The 17,160-nt window shown below is 64.6% G+C and carries 17 protein-coding genes; 9 read left to right on the top strand and 8 right to left on the bottom strand.

Annotation, left to right across the window (positions count from 1 at the left end; all coding sequences use genetic code 11):
* Positions 1–20 precede the first annotated feature (20 nt).
* The 3 genes from CD932_RS14640 to CD932_RS14630 all read left to right on the top strand — a co-directional run bounded on the left by CD932_RS14640 (position 21) and on the right by CD932_RS14630 (position 1,923).
* Positions 21–566 (top strand): DUF3455 domain-containing protein, encoded by a 546-nt coding sequence (locus CD932_RS14640; RefSeq protein WP_094443266.1) that lies wholly within the window; start codon positions 21–23, stop codon positions 564–566.
* Positions 567–649: 83 nt separating this feature from the next.
* Positions 650–1,207, top strand: coding sequence for a sigma-70 family RNA polymerase sigma factor (locus CD932_RS14635; RefSeq protein WP_094443265.1), 558 nt, complete (start codon positions 650–652; stop codon positions 1,205–1,207).
* Positions 1,204–1,923, top strand: a complete 720-nt coding sequence (locus CD932_RS14630) for an anti-sigma factor (protein WP_094443264.1) — start codon at positions 1,204–1,206, stop codon at positions 1,921–1,923. Before CD932_RS14635 ends, CD932_RS14630 begins: the two co-directional genes overlap by 4 nt.
* Positions 1,924–2,042: 119 nt before the next feature.
* Here the strand turns inward: CD932_RS14630 and CD932_RS14625 are convergent, their stop codons facing one another.
* From CD932_RS14625 to CD932_RS14615, 3 genes are all read right to left on the bottom strand, one after another.
* Positions 2,043–2,543, bottom strand: coding sequence for a lysozyme inhibitor LprI family protein (locus CD932_RS14625; RefSeq protein ID WP_141213253.1), 501 nt, complete (start codon positions 2,541–2,543; stop codon positions 2,043–2,045).
* Between the two features lie 92 nt (positions 2,544–2,635).
* Positions 2,636–3,466 (bottom strand): pyrroline-5-carboxylate reductase, encoded by an 831-nt coding sequence (gene proC / locus CD932_RS14620; protein ID WP_094443262.1) that lies wholly within the window; start codon positions 3,464–3,466, stop codon positions 2,636–2,638.
* A 21-nt stretch (positions 3,467–3,487) separates the two neighbouring features.
* Positions 3,488–4,189, bottom strand: a complete 702-nt coding sequence (locus tag CD932_RS14615; protein WP_094443651.1) for a YggS family pyridoxal phosphate-dependent enzyme — start codon at positions 4,187–4,189, stop codon at positions 3,488–3,490.
* 74 nt (positions 4,190–4,263) lie between these two features.
* Between CD932_RS14615 and CD932_RS14610 the strand changes: the two genes are divergently transcribed.
* The 3 genes from CD932_RS14610 (at position 4,264) to CD932_RS14600 (ending at position 8,742) form a co-directional block, all read left to right on the top strand.
* A complete protein-coding gene (locus CD932_RS14610) occupies positions 4,264–5,307 on the top strand; it encodes a type IV pilus twitching motility protein PilT (RefSeq protein WP_094443261.1) in 1,044 nt (347 codons plus the stop codon).
* A 3-nt stretch (positions 5,308–5,310) separates the two neighbouring features.
* Entirely contained in the window at positions 5,311–6,447 is a 1,137-nt protein-coding gene (locus tag CD932_RS14605; RefSeq protein WP_094443260.1) for a PilT/PilU family type 4a pilus ATPase, read from the top strand.
* Between the two features lie 231 nt (positions 6,448–6,678).
* Entirely contained in the window at positions 6,679–8,742 is a 2,064-nt protein-coding gene (locus CD932_RS14600; protein ID WP_254926585.1) for a bifunctional diguanylate cyclase/phosphodiesterase, read from the top strand.
* Between the two features lie 3 nt (positions 8,743–8,745).
* Here CD932_RS14600 and glcF read toward each other — a convergent pair whose 3' ends face one another.
* The 3 genes from glcF to CD932_RS14585 are packed head-to-tail and all read right to left on the bottom strand — an operon-like array spanning position 8,746 to position 12,572.
* Positions 8,746–9,972 carry a glycolate oxidase subunit GlcF gene (gene glcF / locus CD932_RS14595; RefSeq protein ID WP_094443258.1) on the bottom strand — a complete coding sequence of 409 codons (1,227 nt, stop codon included), beginning with the start codon at positions 9,970–9,972 and terminating at the stop codon, positions 8,746–8,748.
* 15 nt (positions 9,973–9,987) lie between these two features.
* Positions 9,988–11,058 (bottom strand): glycolate oxidase subunit GlcE, encoded by a 1,071-nt coding sequence (gene glcE, locus CD932_RS14590; RefSeq protein ID WP_094443257.1) that lies wholly within the window; start codon positions 11,056–11,058, stop codon positions 9,988–9,990.
* A 17-nt stretch (positions 11,059–11,075) separates the two neighbouring features.
* Positions 11,076–12,572: an FAD-linked oxidase C-terminal domain-containing protein gene (locus tag CD932_RS14585; RefSeq protein WP_094443256.1), complete on the bottom strand. Its 1,497-nt coding sequence runs from the start codon at positions 12,570–12,572 to the stop codon at positions 11,076–11,078.
* A 149-nt stretch (positions 12,573–12,721) separates the two neighbouring features.
* On the opposite strand from CD932_RS14585, the gene CD932_RS14580 reads away from it, so the two are divergent.
* The 3 genes from CD932_RS14580 (at position 12,722) to CD932_RS14570 (ending at position 14,081) form a co-directional block, all read left to right on the top strand.
* Positions 12,722–13,276 carry a cob(I)yrinic acid a,c-diamide adenosyltransferase gene (locus tag CD932_RS14580; protein ID WP_094443255.1) on the top strand — a complete coding sequence of 185 codons (555 nt, stop codon included), beginning with the start codon at positions 12,722–12,724 and terminating at the stop codon, positions 13,274–13,276.
* Positions 13,277–13,414: 138 nt separating this feature from the next.
* Entirely contained in the window at positions 13,415–13,663 is a 249-nt protein-coding gene (locus CD932_RS14575; RefSeq protein ID WP_094443254.1) for a DUF4160 domain-containing protein, read from the top strand.
* Positions 13,650–14,081 (top strand): DUF2442 domain-containing protein, encoded by a 432-nt coding sequence (locus tag CD932_RS14570; RefSeq protein ID WP_094443253.1) that lies wholly within the window; start codon positions 13,650–13,652, stop codon positions 14,079–14,081. The genes CD932_RS14575 and CD932_RS14570 overlap by 14 nt, the downstream gene beginning before the upstream one ends.
* On the opposite strand, the gene CD932_RS14565 is transcribed toward CD932_RS14570, so the two are convergent.
* Positions 14,082–14,936: a pirin family protein gene (locus CD932_RS14565; RefSeq protein ID WP_254926584.1), complete on the bottom strand. Its 855-nt coding sequence runs from the start codon at positions 14,934–14,936 to the stop codon at positions 14,082–14,084.
* Between the two features lie 53 nt (positions 14,937–14,989).
* Entirely contained in the window at positions 14,990–17,098 is a 2,109-nt protein-coding gene (locus CD932_RS14560; RefSeq protein ID WP_254926583.1) for an FUSC family protein, read from the bottom strand.
* Between the last annotated feature and the right edge of the window lie 62 nt (positions 17,099–17,160).

Genomic DNA, 17,160 nt, shown 5'->3' with positions numbered 1-17,160 from the left:
TTATAACCCAGGAGCACGCCATGCAGACCCTCTCGCCACGCCACCTCGCCTTGCCATTCGCCTCCCTGATGCTGCTGTCGGCCTGCGCGCCGATGAGCGCACGCTATTCGCAGGAACAATTGCCTGCCGGCGTGAAAGTGCCGGACGGCCACCAAGTCGCCATGCAGACCGTGGGCGTGGGCAAGATCGCCTATGAATGCAAGGCCAGGAAGGACATGACGGGCCACGAATGGGTCTTCGTGGGACCGGACGCGGTACTGAATGACCGCGGCGGCATGCAGGTCGGCACCTATGTTGGCCCACCGGCCACCTGGGCCAGCCGCGATGGCTCGGCCGTGACGGCAACGCAAGTGGCAGTCGCCCCTGCCGGCACCGGCAATATTCCATATCAGCTGGTGAAAGCCAATCCGGCCACCGGCAGCGGCGCCATGCAGGGCGTGAGCTATATCCAGCGCGTGGCGACCCAGGGTGGCGTGGCGCCGATGTCCGCTTGCAGCGCCAGCAATCTCGGCGCCAGGCAATGGGTGCCTTACCAGGCCGATTATATTTTCTGGAAAACCGTCTGAAACGGTTGAAACATGACGGTTGGCAAGATGTCTTCTGACCTATAATTCATTGAAAACTTGCCAACCCACCGATAGCCGCCACCTTGCCGACACCTGCCGCCACCTACGACTACGACGCCGCCCTGCGCGCCTGCGCGCGCGGCGAGCAGCAAGCCCTGCAGGGGTTATACCAGCAGGAAAGCCGCTATCTGCTGGGCGTGGCGCTGCGCATCGTGCGCCAGCGGGCCTTGGCCGAAGACGTGCTGCATGACGCCTTTCTCAGCATCTGGCGCCGCGCCGGCAGTTTCGACGCCACGCGCGGCAGCGGCAAGGGCTGGATCTATGTGGTAGTACGACACCAGGCGCTGAACGTGGCGCGTGCACGCGCCCATGAAATATCGGCCGACGAGGATACCGTGGAACACCTGCTGCATGAACGCCAGGGCGGACACGCCGGCGACGCCTATGCGCTGCAAGCGAACATGGGCAAGTTGCACGATTGCCTGGGCCACCTCGACGAGGCCAAACGCAACTGCATCCTGTACGCCTATGTCGATGGCTGCTCGCACAGCGAAATCGCGCAGCGCGTCGCCTCGCCCCTCGGCACCGTGAAAGCCTGGATCAAGCGCGGCCTGGCCAGCTTGCGGGAGTGCATGGGATGAATACGCCATTGAATGAGGAAGAACTGCAGCGCCTGGCCAGCGAATATGTGCTGGGCACCTTGGCAGCCCAGGAACGCGCCGAAGTCGAACAGCGCTTGGCTACTGACGCGCAGCTGCGCGACGCCGTCGATGGCTGGGAGCAGCGCTTGCTGCCCCTGACCGGCCTGGCGCCGCCGGAGGACCCGTCGCCGCAGTTGTGGCCGCGTATCGCTTCGACCCTGTTTACGCCAAAAGCCGTGCGGCAGGCTGGCCGCTGGCAAGCGTGGTGGAACAGTCTGGCTTTCTGGCGAATACTGGCTGGCGGCGGCCTGGCCGCCGCCGCCGCCGCGCTGGCCGTGATGGTGACCATGCAGCCGCAGGCACCAGGCGGCCCCGGCTATCTGGTGGTGCTGGTGGCGCCGCAGGACAAGGCGCCCGGCTGGCTCGTCCAGGCTGGGAATAAAGACAACCGCGACCTGAGCCTGATCCCACTGGGACCGACTAGCGTGCCGCAGCAGAAATCCCTGCAGTTCTGGACCAAGGGCAAGGACTGGGGCGCCCCTGTCTCGCTGGGCCTGGTACAGCCCGGGCAGACGCTCAAGCTGAAACTCGACAAGCTGCCGCCGATGCAGGCCGAGCAGCTGTTTGAAATCACCTTGGAACCGGAGACCGGTTCACCGACGGGCCGGCCGACCGGGCCGATCCTTTACATCGGCCGTGCCGTGAAGGTGATGTAGAAAACGTCTGACCAAACCTGCAGCTTCCTGAGCGATGCAAGTGGCTGCCATCGCCCCAGAGTGGACGTGGCAGTTGAAGCGCGTTAAGACGGGACTAAGCCACCAGGCTTAGTCCCGTGTCATAGCTTGCCCGAAGCAGGAGTGTACTTACGCTCTGGTAAGCTGAATCCTTTCCTCGTTCCATAAAACTCCTCCTTGAATTCTACGCATCCATTACAGGGCCTAACGGTTTCTAACACCGATATGCGCTGTTCAGTCAGCCGCATCAAGCACAGGGCCATCGAAAAGTTGTAAGCACTTCCGCCATGCATCGCCGCACTCTGGAACTTGCACTCCGCGTCACGGAAAACAATCCATGCACGTTGCGCGCGTTGCAACCCTTGTGGCTTGGCAAGCGCAGACATCAATATCTTGTAGACAACATTTAAACGTGCGTCGGATTCGTTTAGCTCTCGACTCATGCAGAAAGTACTCTCAAGATTATTGCCTTCTTCACAATGCTCCTGCTTGATCGATGCCATATCGCTTTGTTGTTCGGAAGCATTGGTCAAGGACGACAGCGAAAGGCACAAGAAAACAACGCCCAACATGGACAACCGGCTTAAAACGGCATTTCCCACAAGCACTCGCTCCTTCTTACAATTGATCGTATTAAGGTCCAATTTCACCCACAGCAACTCCCTGCCGCTCGCCACGGTTTTGTCAGGCGTTCCTATTTCCCCAGCTCGTCTCCAAGCTCACGCCCGCGCGCGGCGGCCGCCTTGATGCCCTTGACGATGGCGGCCTTGACGCCGCTCTCTTCCATGCTGGTCAAGGCCGCATAGGTCGTGCCGCCCTTGGAGGTGACGCGCTCGCGCAGCACCGAGGCCGGTTCGCTGGAGTTCGCCGCCAGTTGCGCCGCGCCCGTAAAGGTGGCGATCGCCAGCTGCGTGCCCTGTTCGGCCGTCAGGCCCAGTTCGCGCGCCGCTTCCTGCATCGCTTCGATAAAGTAGAACACATAGGCCGGGCCGCTGCCCGAAATCGCCGTCACCGGATCGATTTTTTCTTCGTCGTCTAGCCAGACGGTGGTGCCGACCGCGCCCAGGATGGCGTCGGCCTGCGCTTTTTGCCCGCCGCTGACGCCGCCGCTGGCCACCAGGCCGGCAATGCCCATGCCGATCAGGGCCGGCGTGTTCGGCATCGCGCGCACGATCGCCGGATAGTCGCCGAGCCAGCGCGCCAGGTCGCCGCTGCGGATGCCGGCGGCAATCGTCAGCACCAGCGGCGCTTTGGCGCGATTGAGAAACGGCAGCAACTGGGCCGCCACTTCGCGCATGCTTTGCGGCTTGACGGCCAGCACGATCACGTCGGCCACGCGCAGCGTGTCATCGGCGGCCGCCGCCGTGGTCACGCCATGCTGCGCCTGCAGTTTTTCAAGCGCCGGGGCATGCGGGTCGATCACATGGATGTTTGCGCCCGCCGTCAGTTTGCCCGCCAGCCCGGCGATCAGGGCCGCCGCCATATTGCCGCCGCCAACAAATGCTATTTTCAGTTCTGCCATCATGAATGCTCTTTCAAAGGGGGGTCAGGAATAATCGCGGGCGCCGAAAATCGCGCTGCCGACGCGCACGATGGTGGCGCCTTCCAGCACGGCCGCCTGCAGGTCCGACGACATGCCCATCGACAGGGTGTCGAGCGGCAAGCCGTCGGCGCGCAGCTGTTCGTACAGCACACGCAGCTGCGCGAACGCGGCGCGCTGCAAGGCGGGATCGGTTTGCGGCTCGGGGATCGCCATCAGGCCGCGCAGGCGTAACTTCGGCAGTTGCGCCACGGCGCGCGCCAGCGCCGGCAGCTCGCCTGGCGCCACGCCGCTCTTGCTGGCCTCGCCGCTGATATTGACCTGCAGGCAGATATTCAGGTCCTCCATGCCATCGGGGCGCTGCTCCGACAGGCGCGCGGCAATCTTTTCGCGCTCGACCGTATGCACCCAGTCGAAATGCTCGGCGATCGGCCGCGTCTTGTTGCTCTGGATTGGCCCGATAAAATGCCATTCCAGCGCTGTTTGCGGCAAGGCCAGCCTGACGGCGGCGATCTTGTCGATGGCTTCCTGCAGATAGTTTTCGCCAAACGCGGTTTGCCCGGCCGCCGCCGCTGTCAGCACGGCATCAAAGCCAAACGTCTTCGAGACGGCCAGCAGGGTGACGGCCTCAGGCGGGCGCTGCGCTTCTATGGCCGCTTGCGCGATACTGCGCCGCACGGCTTGCAAGTTCTGTTCGATTGTGGACATAATCATTTTCTGGTGGGCGGACGTTGCCGCGGCAATCTGCGCGGCGCCCTTTATTGCAGGCACAGGGATTATAAATGGACATTTCCGAACTACTCGCTTTCTCCGTCAAGAACAAGGCTTCCGACTTGCACCTGTCCGCCGGCCTGCCGCCGATGATACGGGTCAATGGCGACGTGCGCCGCCTGAACGTGGCGGCGCTCGAGCACAAGGAAGTGCACGCCATGGTGTATGACATCATGAACGACGGCCAGCGCAAGGCGTATGAAGAAGCGCTCGAATGCGATTTTTCGTTTGAAATTCCGGGCCTGGCGCGCTTTCGCGTCAACGCCTACAACCAGGAACGGGGCGCCTCGGCCGTGCTGCGCACGATTCCGTCGAAAGTGCTGAGCCTGGAAGAGCTCAACGCACCGCGCATCTTCGGCGAACTGGCCATGCGCCCGCGCGGACTGGTGCTGGTCACGGGGCCGACCGGTTCGGGCAAGTCGACCACGCTGGCGGCAATGGTCAACCACGTCAATGAACGGCAGAACCATCATATCCTCACCATCGAGGATCCGATCGAGTTCGTGCATGAACCGAAAAAGTGTTTGATCAACCAGCGCGAGGTGGGCCAGCACACGCATTCGTTCAGCAATGCGCTGCGCTCGGCCCTGCGCGAAGATCCGGACGTGATTTTGGTCGGCGAATTGCGCGACCTGGAAACCATCCGCCTGGCGCTGACGGCGGCCGAAACGGGCCACCTGGTGTTCGGCACCCTGCACACCTCGTCGGCGGCAAAGACCATCGACCGCATCATCGACGTGTTTCCGGCCGAGGAAAAAGAAATGGTGCGCACCATGCTGTCCGAATCGCTGCAGGCGGTGATCGCGCAAAACCTGCTGAAAACCAAGGATGGCAGCGGCCGCGTGGCGGCCCATGAAATCATGCTGACCACGCCGGCCATCCGCAACCTGATCCGCGAAGCGAAAGTGGCGCAGATGTATTCGGCGATCCAGACCGGCAGCAATGTCGGCATGCAGACGCTGGACCAGTGCCTGACGGATCTGGTGCGGCGCGGCGCGATTTCGGCCGAGACGGCGCGCTCGGCCGCCAAGTCGCCTGAAAACTTCCCGGGATAAGCCATGACAACTGTCTACCATACCGGCGCCATCCACGCGCTGCTGGCGCAGATGCGCGAACGCGGCGGTTCGGACCTGTTCATCACGGCTGGCTTTCCGCCCGCCATCAAGCTCGACGGCAAGCTGACGCCGCTGTCCGCCACCCCGCTCGACGCGGCGCTGGCGGCCGGCTATGTGCGCGCGCTGATGAACGACAAGCAGGTGCAAAGCTTTGAGGCCAGCAACGAAGCGAACTTCGCCATCAGCCCCGAGGGCCTGGGGCGCTTTCGCGTCTCGGCCTTTGTGCAGCTGGGCCAGGCGGGCATGGTGCTGCGTACGATCAATACCGCGATTCCCGAACTGGCCAAGCTGGGCCTGCCCGCCATCCTGCAGGACGTGGTCATGAGCAAGCGCGGCCTGGTGATCATGGTGGGCGCCACCGGCTGCGGCAAGTCGACCACCCTGGCGGCGATGGTGGGCCACCGCAACGCCAACAGCCACGGCCATATCATCACCATCGAGGACCCGGTCGAATTCATCCATCCGCACGGCAACTGCATCATTACCCAGCGCGAAGTGGGCGTCGATACGGAAGACTGGGGCACGGCCCTGAAAAACACCTTGCGCCAGGCGCCCGACGTGATCCAGATCGGCGAGATCCGCGACCGCGAAACCATGGACCACGCGATCGCATTTGCCGAAACGGGCCATCTGTGCCTGGCCACCCTGCACGCCAATAACGCCAACCAGGCGCTGGACCGCATCATCAACTTCTTCCCCGAAGAGCGGCGCCAGCAGCTGCTGATGGACTTGTCGCTGAACCTGAAAGGCATGATTTCGCAGCGCCTGATCCCGCGCAAGGATGGCGCCGGACGCAAGGTGGCGATGGAAATCCTGCTCAATTCGCCCTTGATGAGCGACCTGATTTTCAAGGGACAAGTCCATGAAATCAAGGAGCTGATGAAAAAATCGCGCGAGCTGGGCATGCAGACGTTTGACCAGGCCCTGTTCGACTTGCACGAAGAAGAGCAGATCAGCTATGAAGACGCCTTGCGCAATGCCGATTCCGTCAATGACTTGCGGCTGTCCATCAAACTCAACAGCAAAGCGGCCCATGCGCGCGAGCCCGCTACAGGCAGCAGTTCACTGGGGCTGCTGTAAAAAAGCAGCTTGGGATTGGCATTAATATTTAAGACAATGAAGATGCAAATTTCTTACGGTTAATTTTTTTTAAGGCCGGCGCCCGATATCATGTTCTTGGAAGCACTATTCGGTGATAATGTTTGCTAAATTATTCACGGATATCGATACGGAACGATGCCAGTCTTCGGGAACATTTTATCGTCATGGTTGCGGATGGGGACGTATTTCCGCTGGTTTCTGCCCATTCTCTTGCTGATACTGGCCGTCTCCGCCGTACGCTACCATGCCTTGCTGACGAGCGAGACGGCGCAGGCCGACGCGCGCTACCGCAGCGAGGCGCGCCAGCTCAATCTCTACCTGGCCAACACCGTGCTGCCGCTGTCCGTGCGCAGCGATGGCGCCAGCGTGCAGCAAGTGCTGCGCACGGCCCTGCCGCTGAACCGCAACCTGGCGGCGATCGTCTGGCATGGCAATGGCAGCCGCATCGACGTGCTGGCCGAGACCCCGCCTGGCGCCGCACCACGCGAGCAGGTGCCGGCGTGGTTCAGCCGGCTGGTCGGCATGACGCCGATCCACAACCGCCTGCAGGTATCCTTGCCCGGCGGCAGCGATGGCGTGCTGGAATTGCAGTACACGCCCGACCTGCCGCTGCTGTCCGTGTGGCAGGCGGTGCGCCTGCAAGCGCTGCTGAGCGCCGTCAACATTACCCTTGTGTTCGTGTTGCTGGGCTTGCTTCTGGCTTCCCACCGCAGGCTGCTGGCACGGCTGGCGCAAGCAATCGAGCGCCTGCGCGGCGGCGACTTCACGGTGCGCATGGCCGCCGGCGGCACGCAGGAAGCGCAACACCTGTCGCGCGCATTCAATGGCATGGTGGGCGACGTGGGCGATATGTTGAGCTCGCTGCAGGCCAGCCGGCAGCAACTGGGCCAGCAATTGACGGAAACGGTGCACATGCAGCAAGTGCTGCAAAAAATGTCCTGGCAAAACTACCATGACGTGCTGACCGGCCTGCCCAACCGCGCCGCGCTGGCGGCCCGCTTCGAGCAGGAGCTGTTCCTGGCGCGCGAGCGCCAGCGCCTGATGGCCGTGTGCCTGTTCGATCTCGACCATTTCCAGGCCATCAACGACCGCTACGGCGCGGAAGCGGGCGACGACCTGCTCAAGCAGGTGGCCGGCCGCCTGCACGCGTTCAGCGGCAAGGCGCACTATGCGGCCCGCCTCGGTGGCGACGAATTCGTGCTGCTGCTGTGCGGCCAGGCCAGCGTGGAGGACATCGAAGTGCAGTTGCTGCAGCTGATGCGCGAGCTGAGCCTGCCCTACCAGTGCGACCAGCAAGCCGTGCACCTGACGGCCAGCGCCGGCATCGCCGTGTATGCAGGCAAGGATCTGAATGCGGAAAGCCTGCTGCGCCACGCCGACCACGCCGTCTACCAGGCCAAGCTGACGGGGCGCAACCAGTATCACTTTTTCGACAGCCATCTCGACGAGGAGGTGCGCACCCACCACAACCAGCGCACCGAAGTACGCCACGCGCTGATCAACGGCGAAATGCGCCTGCACTACCAGCCCAAGGTCAATATGCGCACTGGCGCCGTGGTCGGCATGGAAGCGCTGCTGCGCTGGCAGCATGGGCAGCGCGGCCTGCTGGCGCCGGCGCATTTCTTGCCGCTGGTGGAACAAACCGACCTGATCATCGACATCGGCGAATGGGTGCTGCGCCAGGCCTTGTGGCAGATGCAGCGCTGGAGCGCAGCCGGCCGGCAGTGGGTCGTCAGCGTCAATATCGCGGCGCGCCATTTCCAGCAGCCCGATTTCGTGCTGCGCCTGAAAACCATCCTCGGCGAATTTCCCGGCGTGCGCGCCAGCATGCTGGAAATCGAAATCCTCGAATCTTCCGCCCTGCACGACGTCGAACACGTGCGCCGCATTATCCGCGCCTGCCAGGCGCTGGGCATCACGTTTGCGCTCGATGATTTCGGTACCGGTTACTCCTCGATGTCCTACCTGAAGCGCCTGCCGGCCAACATCATCAAGATCGACCAGAGCTTCGTGCACAATATGCTCAACGACCGCGACGACCTGCACCTGGTGCGCGCCGTGATCGGCCTGGCCCGCTCCTTCCATCTGACGGTGATCGCCGAAGGCGTCGAGAGCATCGCCCACGGCGAGCGCCTGATCGAGCTGGGCTGCGACCTGGCGCAAGGCTATGTCATCGCCCGCCCAATGCCGGCCGATGCCGTGATGGGCTGGGCCGACAACTTTGTCGCGCCGCCGCAATGGCGCGCCGCGCGCTATACGGAAGACCAGATTTAAGGATTAAGCCTGGCCCAGCGCCGTATCGATCAGCTCGATCCAGTGCCGCACCGGCACCTGGGTAGCAGACTGCAACTGGCTGAGACAGCCGATATTGGCCGACACGATCACGTCCGGCGCGCACGCTTCCAGCTGCGCCACCTTGTTGTCGCGCAATTGCTGCGACAGCGCCGGCTGCAAGATGGAATAGGTGCCGGCCGAGCCACAGCACAGATGGCTGTCGGCGCACAGGCGCACATCGACGCCGACGGCGCGCAGCACCTGCTCCACCCGGCCCCGTATTTGCTGGCCATGCTGCAGGGTGCACGGCGGGTGGTAGACCACGCGCTCGGTGATGCGCCCGTGCACCAGCGCCGCCAGTTCCGTCTCGAAGGCCGGCAATATCTCGCACAGGTCGCGCGCCAGCTCGGCAATGCGCCGTGCCTTGACGGCATAACGCGCATCGTGCGCCAGCAAATGGCCGTACTCCTTGACGGTGGCGCCGCAGCCCGAGGCCGTCATGATGATCGCTTCGGCCGTTTCCACATACGGCCACCAGGCGTCGATATTGCGGCGCATGTCGTCCAGCGCCGCTTCCTGGTCGTTCAGGTGATGGCGCAGCGCGCCGCAACAGCCGGCTTTGGCTACATTGATCAGCTGCACGCCGAGGGCATCCAGCACGCGCGCGGTGGCCGCGTTGATATTGGGCGACATGGCCGGCTGCACGCAGCCGTCCAGCACCAGCATGGTCCGCTGATGGGAGCGCGCCGGCCAGAGGCCGGGCTTTGCCGCTGGCCGCAATTTGTCCTGCAGGCCCTTGGCCAGCAGCGGGCGCAGCGCCTGGCCGGCCTTGTAGAGCGGCGTAAACAGCCAGCGGCGCGGCAGCGCTTCCTTCAGGGCAAAACGCAAGGCGCGTTCACGCAAGGGGCGTTGCACGCGCTGCTCGACGACATGGCGGCCAATATCGACCAGGCGCCCATACTGCACGCCCGACGGACAGGTCGACTCGCAATTGCGGCAGGTCAGGCAGCGGTCCAGGTGGGTTTGCGTCTTGGCCGTCACGGGCGCGCCCTCCAGAACCTGCTTGATCAGGTAGATGCGTCCGCGCGGGCCATCGAGCTCGTCACCGAGCAGTTGATAAGTGGGGCAAGTGGCGGTGCAAAAGCCGCAATGCACGCAGGCGCGCAGTATGGCTTCGGCCTCGTCGCCGGCTGGCGTACCCTTGATAAAGTCGGCAAGATTGGTTTGCATGGCGTCTCAATATAGTCAGTACATACGATGCGGATTGAAGATGCCGGCCGGATCAAAACTGTGCGCCAGGCGCTGGTGGATCGCCGCCACGGCCGGCGCCAGCGGATGGAACACGCCCACCGTCTTGTCGCCGCCGCGAAACAGGGTGGCGTGGCCGCCGGCCGCCGCCACACTCTGGCGGATGCGCTGGGCGCCGGCAGCCATGGCGTCGCCCTCGATTTTCAGCCAGCGCTGCGCACCGCCCCACTCGATCAGTTGCCGCCCTTTCAGCACCACGGCACTGGCGTGCGGTGGCAAAGAGAGCCGCCACAAGCTGCCGGCACCACCAAAAAAGTCATGCGTCTGCTCGCGCAGCGCGCTCCAGAAAGCCGCCGCGTCTTGGGCAGCGACTGCCTCGCCTCCCAGCCGCTGCTGCGCCGCCGTCACGGCCGCTTCGGCGCCCGACAGGCGCAGCGTCAGCACGCCGTCATGCCAGCAACTGGCCGAGATCGGCAAGGGCTGGCCGCCCCACTCATTCATCATGCGCAGCGCGGCAATCTCGGCACAGTCAAACCGCAGGCTTGCCTCGCGCAGCGGCAAGGGCAGTACTTTCAGCGACACTTCCAGGATCAGTCCGAGGGTGCCGAGGGAACCGGCCAGCAGGCGCGACACATCATAGCCGGCCACGTTTTTCATTACCTGCCCGCCAAACACCAGGCGTTCACCTTTGCCATCCATCAGCACGGCGCCCAGCACGAAGTCGCGCACCGCGCCGGCGCTGGCGCGGCGCGGCCCGGACAAGGCGCAGGCCACCGTGCCGCCCACCGTGGCGCCTGGGCCGAAGTGCGGCGGCTCGAACGCCAGCATCTGGTTGCGCGCGGCCAGCGCCGCTTCGATCTGCGCCAGCGGCGTGCCGCAGCGCGCCGTGATAACCAGTTCCGTCGGCTCATAGTCGATGATGCCGGTGTACTGTCGCGTGTCGAGCACCTCGCCGGCCGGTTGCTGGCCGTACCAGTCCTTGCTGCCGCCGCCGCGCAGGCGCAAGGGCGTGCCCGCCGCGCTGGCGGCCACGATGGCCTGTCTGAATTGTTCCGCTATCGCTTGCAAAAGGGTCTCCGGTTTGACTAAAAACGTGGCAGGTTGGCAAATGGCAGCCGGCCGGCCGTCACATGCATCTTGCCAAATTCGGCGCAGCGGTTCAGGGTAGGAATCGCCTTGTCCGGGTTGAGCAGGCCGTGCGGGTCGAAGGCCCGCTTGACGGCAAAAAAGGCGTCCAGTTCGGCGCGTGTAAATTGCACGCACATGGAGTTGATCTTTTCCATGCCCACCCCGTGTTCGCCCGTGATGGTGCCGCCGACGGCCACGCACAGGGCCAGGATATCGGCGCCAAACGCTTCGGCGCGCTCGAATTGGCCGGGCTGGTTGGCATCAAATAAAATCAGCGGATGCAGATTGCCGTCACCGGCATGGAACACATTGGCGCAGCGCAGGCCATGCGTGGTTTCCATGGCGGCGATGCCGGTCAACACTTCGGCCAGCTTCTTGCGCGGGATGGTGCCGTCCATGCAGTAGTAATCGGGCGAGATGCGCCCGGCGGCGGGAAACGCATTCTTGCGCCCGGACCAGAATTTCATGCGCTCGGCTTCCGTCTGCGAGACGGCAATCGCGCTGGCGCCCGCGCCTTCCAGTACCGCCGTCATGCGCGCGATTTCCTCTTCCACCTCTTCATGCGTGCCATCGGCCTCGCACAACAGGATGGCGGCCGCATCGATGTCGTAGCCGGCTTTCACGAACGGCTCGACCATGCGCGACGAGGTTTGATCCATCATTTCCAGGCCGGCCGGAATAATGCCGGCGGCGAGCACATTGGCCACCGCATTGCCACCCGTGACCACGTCGCCGAACGAGGCCATGATGACGCGCGCGGTGGCCGGTTTCGGGATCAGTTTCACCGTTACTTCGGTGACGATGCCGAGCATGCCTTCGGAGCCGATGAAGACGGCCAGCAGGTCCAGGCCGGGCGAATCGAGCGCCTCGCCACCGAGTTCGAGGATCTCGCCGTCTAACGTGGCCACCCGCACGCGCAGCACATTGTGCACCGTCAGGCCGTATTTCAGGCAATGCACGCCGCCCGAATTTTCCGCCACGTTGCCGCCGATGGTGCAGGCGATCTGCGAGGACGGATCGGGCGCGTAGTACAGCGCATGCTGCGCCGCCGCCTCGGAAATGGCCAGGTTGCGCACGCCGGGCTGCACCACGGCGATGCGCGCATAGGGGTCGAGGCGCACGATGCGGTTCAGGCGCGCCGTCGACAGCACCACGCCATCGGCGATCGGCAAGGCGCCGCCCGACAAGCCGGTGCCGGCGCCGCGCGGCACGATGGGCACCTGCATTTCCCGGCACACGCGCAGGATGGCCAGCACTTGCTGCTCCGTGTCGGGCAGGGTAACGATCATCGGCAACTGGCGGTAGGCGGCCAGGCCGTCGCATTCGTAGGGGCGCGTATCTTCCGCGTCCGACAGCACGCAGCGCGGCGGCAGCACGGCGTGCAAGGCGCTAGCTACCGCCTGCTGGCGGGCGACGGCAAATCCAGGTGAAGCTTCGGTGACGGCAGTGTGCATGTAATGGTTCCGGGCAGGCATGGCATTGCCCTGATTGTAAGCACAAACCGGCGGGCACCGCCGGTTTTTCGTCGCCCCGGGCGTCAAGTTTCCGGCAAGAAGGCGCTCAGTGTCGTATGCTGCCCCTTCCACACACAACAGGATCAGACATGGGCAAGCGACTTTCGAAAATCGCCACGCGTACGGGCGACAATGGCAGCACGGGCCTGGGCGACGGCAGCCGCACCAGCAAGGACAGCGCGCGCATCCACGCCATGGGCGACGTCGATGAACTCAATTCCAACCTCGGCGTGCTGCTGTGCGAAGCCATGCCCGACGCCCTGCGCGAGGAACTGGTGGCCATCCAGCATGACCTGTTCGATCTCGGCGGCGAACTGTGCATCCCCGGCTACCAGCTGATCAAGGAAGAGCATGTGCTGCGCCTCGACGACTTGCTGGCCAAATACAATGCCGAACTGCCCGCGCTGGCCGAATTCATTTTGCCGGCCGGCTCGCGCGCCGCCTCGCTGGCCCATGTGTGCCGCACCGTGTGCCGGCGCGCCGAGCGCAGCATCGTCGCGCTGGCGGGCAAGGAAACCATCCATGAACACCCGCGCCAGTATGTGAACCGGCTGTCGGACCTGCTGTTCGTGCTCTCGCGCGTGCTCAACCGCTTTGCCGGCGGCAACGATGTGCTGTGGCGGCACGACCGCGCGCGCGGCTGACAGCGCCCCCACTGCGCAGCCTCAACAAAGCGCCATCCAGCACGCTTTGGCGGACGCGGCAGGCGTAGCATGAACCGCACTGCAAAAAAAAAGCAAACAGCTTTTTCGATAACCCAAACTGTTTAGGTTTATGCTATCATGCCTACCATATTCACCTATGCAGGTCATCGCGTCGTGATCTACTCGAATGACCACCGGCCGGCACATGTGCATGTGCTCGGCAGTGGCTGCGAAGCCGTATTCGAGCTCGATTGCCCCTATGGACCGCCCTGCTTGCGCGAAAACTACGGTTATACGCAGAAGTACCTGGGCCGGCTCGCCGGGGCTTTGAAGACGGAACTGCGCCAGCTGTGCTGGCGATGGGAGGAGATCCATGGATATCACTGATAACGATTTTTTGCAGGCCAATGCGCGCGCCGTCGAAAAAAAGGCTGCGTTTCCCGCCGCCGTGGCCGTGCACTACGACCAGCGCATCGAGCGCGTGGTCATCACCCTCGCCTCGAAACTGGACATCGCCTTTGCGCCCGGCGATGTGCCAGCTCTGGCGCACGCCACGCCGGTCAGCCTGGCCGAGACACAGATAAGCCCGTCGGGCCTGGGCATCCATTTTCCCTTGCTCGACGTCGACCTGTATCTGCCGGCCCTGCTCGAAGGATTTCTCGGCTCGCAGCGCTGGGTCGCATCGAGCAACGGCAAGAAAGGCGGCCAGGCGCGCAGCAGCGCCAAATCGACGGCCGCGCGCGAAAACGGCAAGCTGGGCGGACGCCCGCGCAAGGCCAGGCCCGCCGAAGAACCGGTCGACTGATCAGGCTTTGTTCGGTTCGAACTTGCCGGCCTGATAATCTCGGATCGCCTGGTTGATTTCTTCGCGTGTATTCATCACGAACGGGCCATGCGCCACCACCGCTTCGCCGAGCGGCGCGGCATGGCCGAACAGCACCACCGCGCCGTCGGGCGCGGCAAACTCCAGCGCATCGCCGTCGACATCGAGTTCGACCAAAGTAAAGGCCGGCGCCGCCTGGCCGGCCAGCGCCAGCGCGCCTTGCACCACATACAAAAACACATTGCGGCCACGCAAGCCACCCTGCGCGAAGCGCGCGCCGGGGCGCATTGCCAGCCACGACATGAACACGCCGGTCAGCGACTCGACTGGCCCGCTGTGACCGTCATACTGGCCCGACACCAGATGCAAGGTCGACAAGCCGTCCGGCGTGGCCACCTTGACGATGGCCTCGTCCTGCACGCCCTGGTAGCGCGGCGCCGTCATCTTCAGGCGCGACGGCAGGTTCAGCCACAGCTGCAGAATTTCCAGTGGCCCGCCATCGCGCTTGAACGCGGGCGGCGACAGCTCGGCATGCACCAGGCCGCTGCCAGCCGTCATCCACTGTACCCCGCCGGCGCGGATGATGCTGTCGTGGCCGGCGCTGTCGCTGTGCATCAACTCGCCTTCGAGGATAAACGTGACGGTCTCGAAGCCCCGATGTGGATGCGGGCCGAACGGCAAGCCGCCATTGCCCGGCGCATAGGTCTGCGGACCATGGTGATTAAGGAACAGGAAAGGATCGACCTGCTCCAGGCGCGGCCCCGGTACTGGCCGGCGCGTGGTGAGGTCGGCGATATCGTCGCGGTAAGCCTGGTGCAGGCCCTTGATGGTTTTCATGTTCACATTGCTTCCTGTCATGGTCTGGATCATGCTGCCGATTATCGCCCAATTCAGGCCAGCGCGTCCCGCGCGCCCAGTTGCTGGCGCAGCAAGATGCGCAGCATCAGCACCTGCGCCACAGCATCGGCCTGCAAGGCACTGAGGTCGGTGGCCTGGCAGTCGCCGGGCGAAGGCACAGCCGAATCGCCGCGCAGCAAGGCGTCGATTTCGCAGCCCACGGCGGCAATCCACTGTTGCAGCACCGGTGTGGCGGGCAGCGCCTCGGGACTGAGGCTGATGCGCGCCGCGCTGCCGGCCACGCGGCGCAGCAGCGGCAAGGTGCGCAAGGCCGCCAGGCCGACGCCGGTGCTGCGGTCCAGCCGGCGCTCGATGCGCAGGCGCTGCAGCACCTGCTCCGCATTGTTGCTGGCCAGGCCCGCCTCGCGGCGCTGGCGCGCGATCGACGGATCCCACTTGCCGCCGGCCGCCAGCACCACCAGCAGATACTTCAGATTGGCCGAGACGGCGCCGGCCAGGCGCGGCTCCAGGTCGTCGGCCTCGCGGTCGGGCCAGAGAAAAAACGTTGCCAGCAAGGCCAGCACGCAGCCCAACACATTGTTGCCCAGGCGCGTAAAAGCATAGGCCATCTCGCTGGCCGGCATGGCGTAATCGGCCACCAGCACAAAGGCCGGCGTCATGAACATCACGTGCAGGCTGTAGCTGACGCGGCGCAGCGCCATGGTGGCGACAATCAACGGAAACACCACCAGCGAAATGGCCAGCGGCGTGTGAACCACCAGGCCAATCAGCACGGCCAGCAGCGCCCCCAGGATGCTGCCGGCCACCCGCTCGATGCCGCGCGGCCAGGTGGTCGACACGGACGGCTGCAGTATCAACAAGGTGGCCATGGTGGCCCAGTAGCCGAAGGGAATGTGCAGCAATTCGACCAGCAAGAAGCCGGTGGTGGTGGTCAGCGCCACGCGCGCCGCATGGCGCCAGCCCAGCGACTGCAAAGTGGCGTTGACGCTGAGGGTTTGCCAGCCTTGCGCCAGCGCCTGCGCCGCTGCTTGCCGCCACGGCAGGCGGGTCACGCGCGGCAGGTCGAGCTCCATGAATTCCACGTTCAGGCGCAGCGGCAGCAAAGCGCCCAGCGCCGCTTCCAGGCGCCGGCCGCAGGCAGCCAGGCGGCGCTGCAGCAGCAGTGGAGGCGTTTCCGGATGGCGCCGCAAGGCCAGGCCCAGGCGGCGCAGCAGCAGCGCCATCGCCTCCAGGCTGCGGCGTGCGCGCGGATCGTGGCGCAAACGCCGGCATTCGCGCTCGCAGGAGTGCGTCACGGCGATCAGGTAGGCAAAGATGCGTTCGGCGTCGCTCAATGCCAGCAGCAGGTTGTCATATGGCGTACTGCGGCTGGTGCGCGACGGTGGCACGGCGGCCAGCGCAAGCCTTGCCGCCTCCAGCGCGGCGCGCGCCTGCGAGCGGTAGCTGGCGCCATGCGCGCCGCCCCCTGTTTTATCGCCGGCCATGGCCAGGTAGCGCGCATTGTCGCGCGCGATGCCGGCCAGGCGCAGATAGGCCGTGCGGATCGCCTGCCGGGTGGGGCCGTAGGGATGGATACGCCAGACAGTAAAGCTGAGTAAGGTGGCAAACAGGCAGCCGAACAGGTAAATGGCCAAAAAGGGCAGCGCTTGCGCGACCGACTGCAGCGGATGGGTGACCATCACCACGCAGGCGGTGGCGGCCAGGATCGCCACTTGCGCCGCAGCCGCACCCCAGATGCGCGCCAGCGCGCCGGCCCAGGAAAACAGCAGCACAGCCAGGGCGGCGGCGGCCACGCCATGGCCGGCCGCCAGCGCCGCCACGCCGCCGGCCAGGGTCGACAGCAGGCCAAAGCCGGCCATCGACACGAAACGCATGCGGCGCGTGCCGGCCGCGTCAGCCAGGCAGGTCCAGAAAGCGCCGATGGCGGCCCAGGAAAAATCGGGATGATCGAACAGCAGGCCGAGCACCAGCATGGCGCTGGACGCGCAGGCGGCGCGCAAGCCTTCGGACAGATTGGTTTCGTCGACGGCCAGGCTTACCATCCACAGCGGACGGCGCTGCGCCAGCCGGTCACCGAAGCCATGCAGGGCCACCGCCCAGCGCCCTGCCCGGCCGGTCCACCGGCGATGAAGTTGCTTCAATCTCACTGCGCGCCCTTATCTACACGAGTCTGTTATCTGACAGGTATTGTAAGGGGCGCGCG

Origin of the sequence: Janthinobacterium sp. PC23-8, assembly GCF_002250505.1 — a bacterium.
Lineage (GTDB): Bacteria > Pseudomonadota > Gammaproteobacteria > Burkholderiales > Burkholderiaceae_D > Janthinobacterium.
The sequence above is the reverse complement of the archived record's forward strand: the minus strand, read 5'-3'. Positions and strand labels throughout refer to the sequence as shown.

Bases quoted from the DNA above. Each gene is read 5' to 3' on its own strand.
- CD932_RS14640 (WP_094443266.1), top strand. From the start codon at position 21: ATGCAGACCCTCTCGCCACGCCACCTCGCCTTGCCATTCGCCTCCCTG.
- CD932_RS14630 (WP_094443264.1), top strand. From the start codon at position 1,204: ATGAATACGCCATTGAATGAGGAAGAACTGCAGCGCCTGGCCAGCGAA.
- proC (WP_094443262.1), bottom strand. From the start codon at position 3,466: ATGATGGCAGAACTGAAAATAGCATTTGTTGGCGGCGGCAATATGGCG.
- CD932_RS14615 (WP_094443651.1), bottom strand. From the start codon at position 4,189: ATGTCCACAATCGAACAGAACTTGCAAGCCGTGCGGCGCAGTATCGCG.
- CD932_RS14610 (WP_094443261.1), top strand. From the start codon at position 4,264: ATGGACATTTCCGAACTACTCGCTTTCTCCGTCAAGAACAAGGCTTCC.
- CD932_RS14605 (WP_094443260.1), top strand. From the start codon at position 5,311: ATGACAACTGTCTACCATACCGGCGCCATCCACGCGCTGCTGGCGCAG.
- glcF (WP_094443258.1), bottom strand. From the start codon at position 9,972: ATGCAAACCAATCTTGCCGACTTTATCAAGGGTACGCCAGCCGGCGAC.
- CD932_RS14585 (WP_094443256.1), bottom strand. From the start codon at position 12,572: ATGCACACTGCCGTCACCGAAGCTTCACCTGGATTTGCCGTCGCCCGC.
- CD932_RS14580 (WP_094443255.1), top strand. From the start codon at position 12,722: ATGGGCAAGCGACTTTCGAAAATCGCCACGCGTACGGGCGACAATGGC.
- CD932_RS14575 (WP_094443254.1), top strand. From the start codon at position 13,415: ATGCCTACCATATTCACCTATGCAGGTCATCGCGTCGTGATCTACTCG.
- CD932_RS14570 (WP_094443253.1), top strand. From the start codon at position 13,650: ATGGATATCACTGATAACGATTTTTTGCAGGCCAATGCGCGCGCCGTC.
- CD932_RS14565 (WP_254926584.1), bottom strand. From the start codon at position 14,936: ATGAAAACCATCAAGGGCCTGCACCAGGCTTACCGCGACGATATCGCC.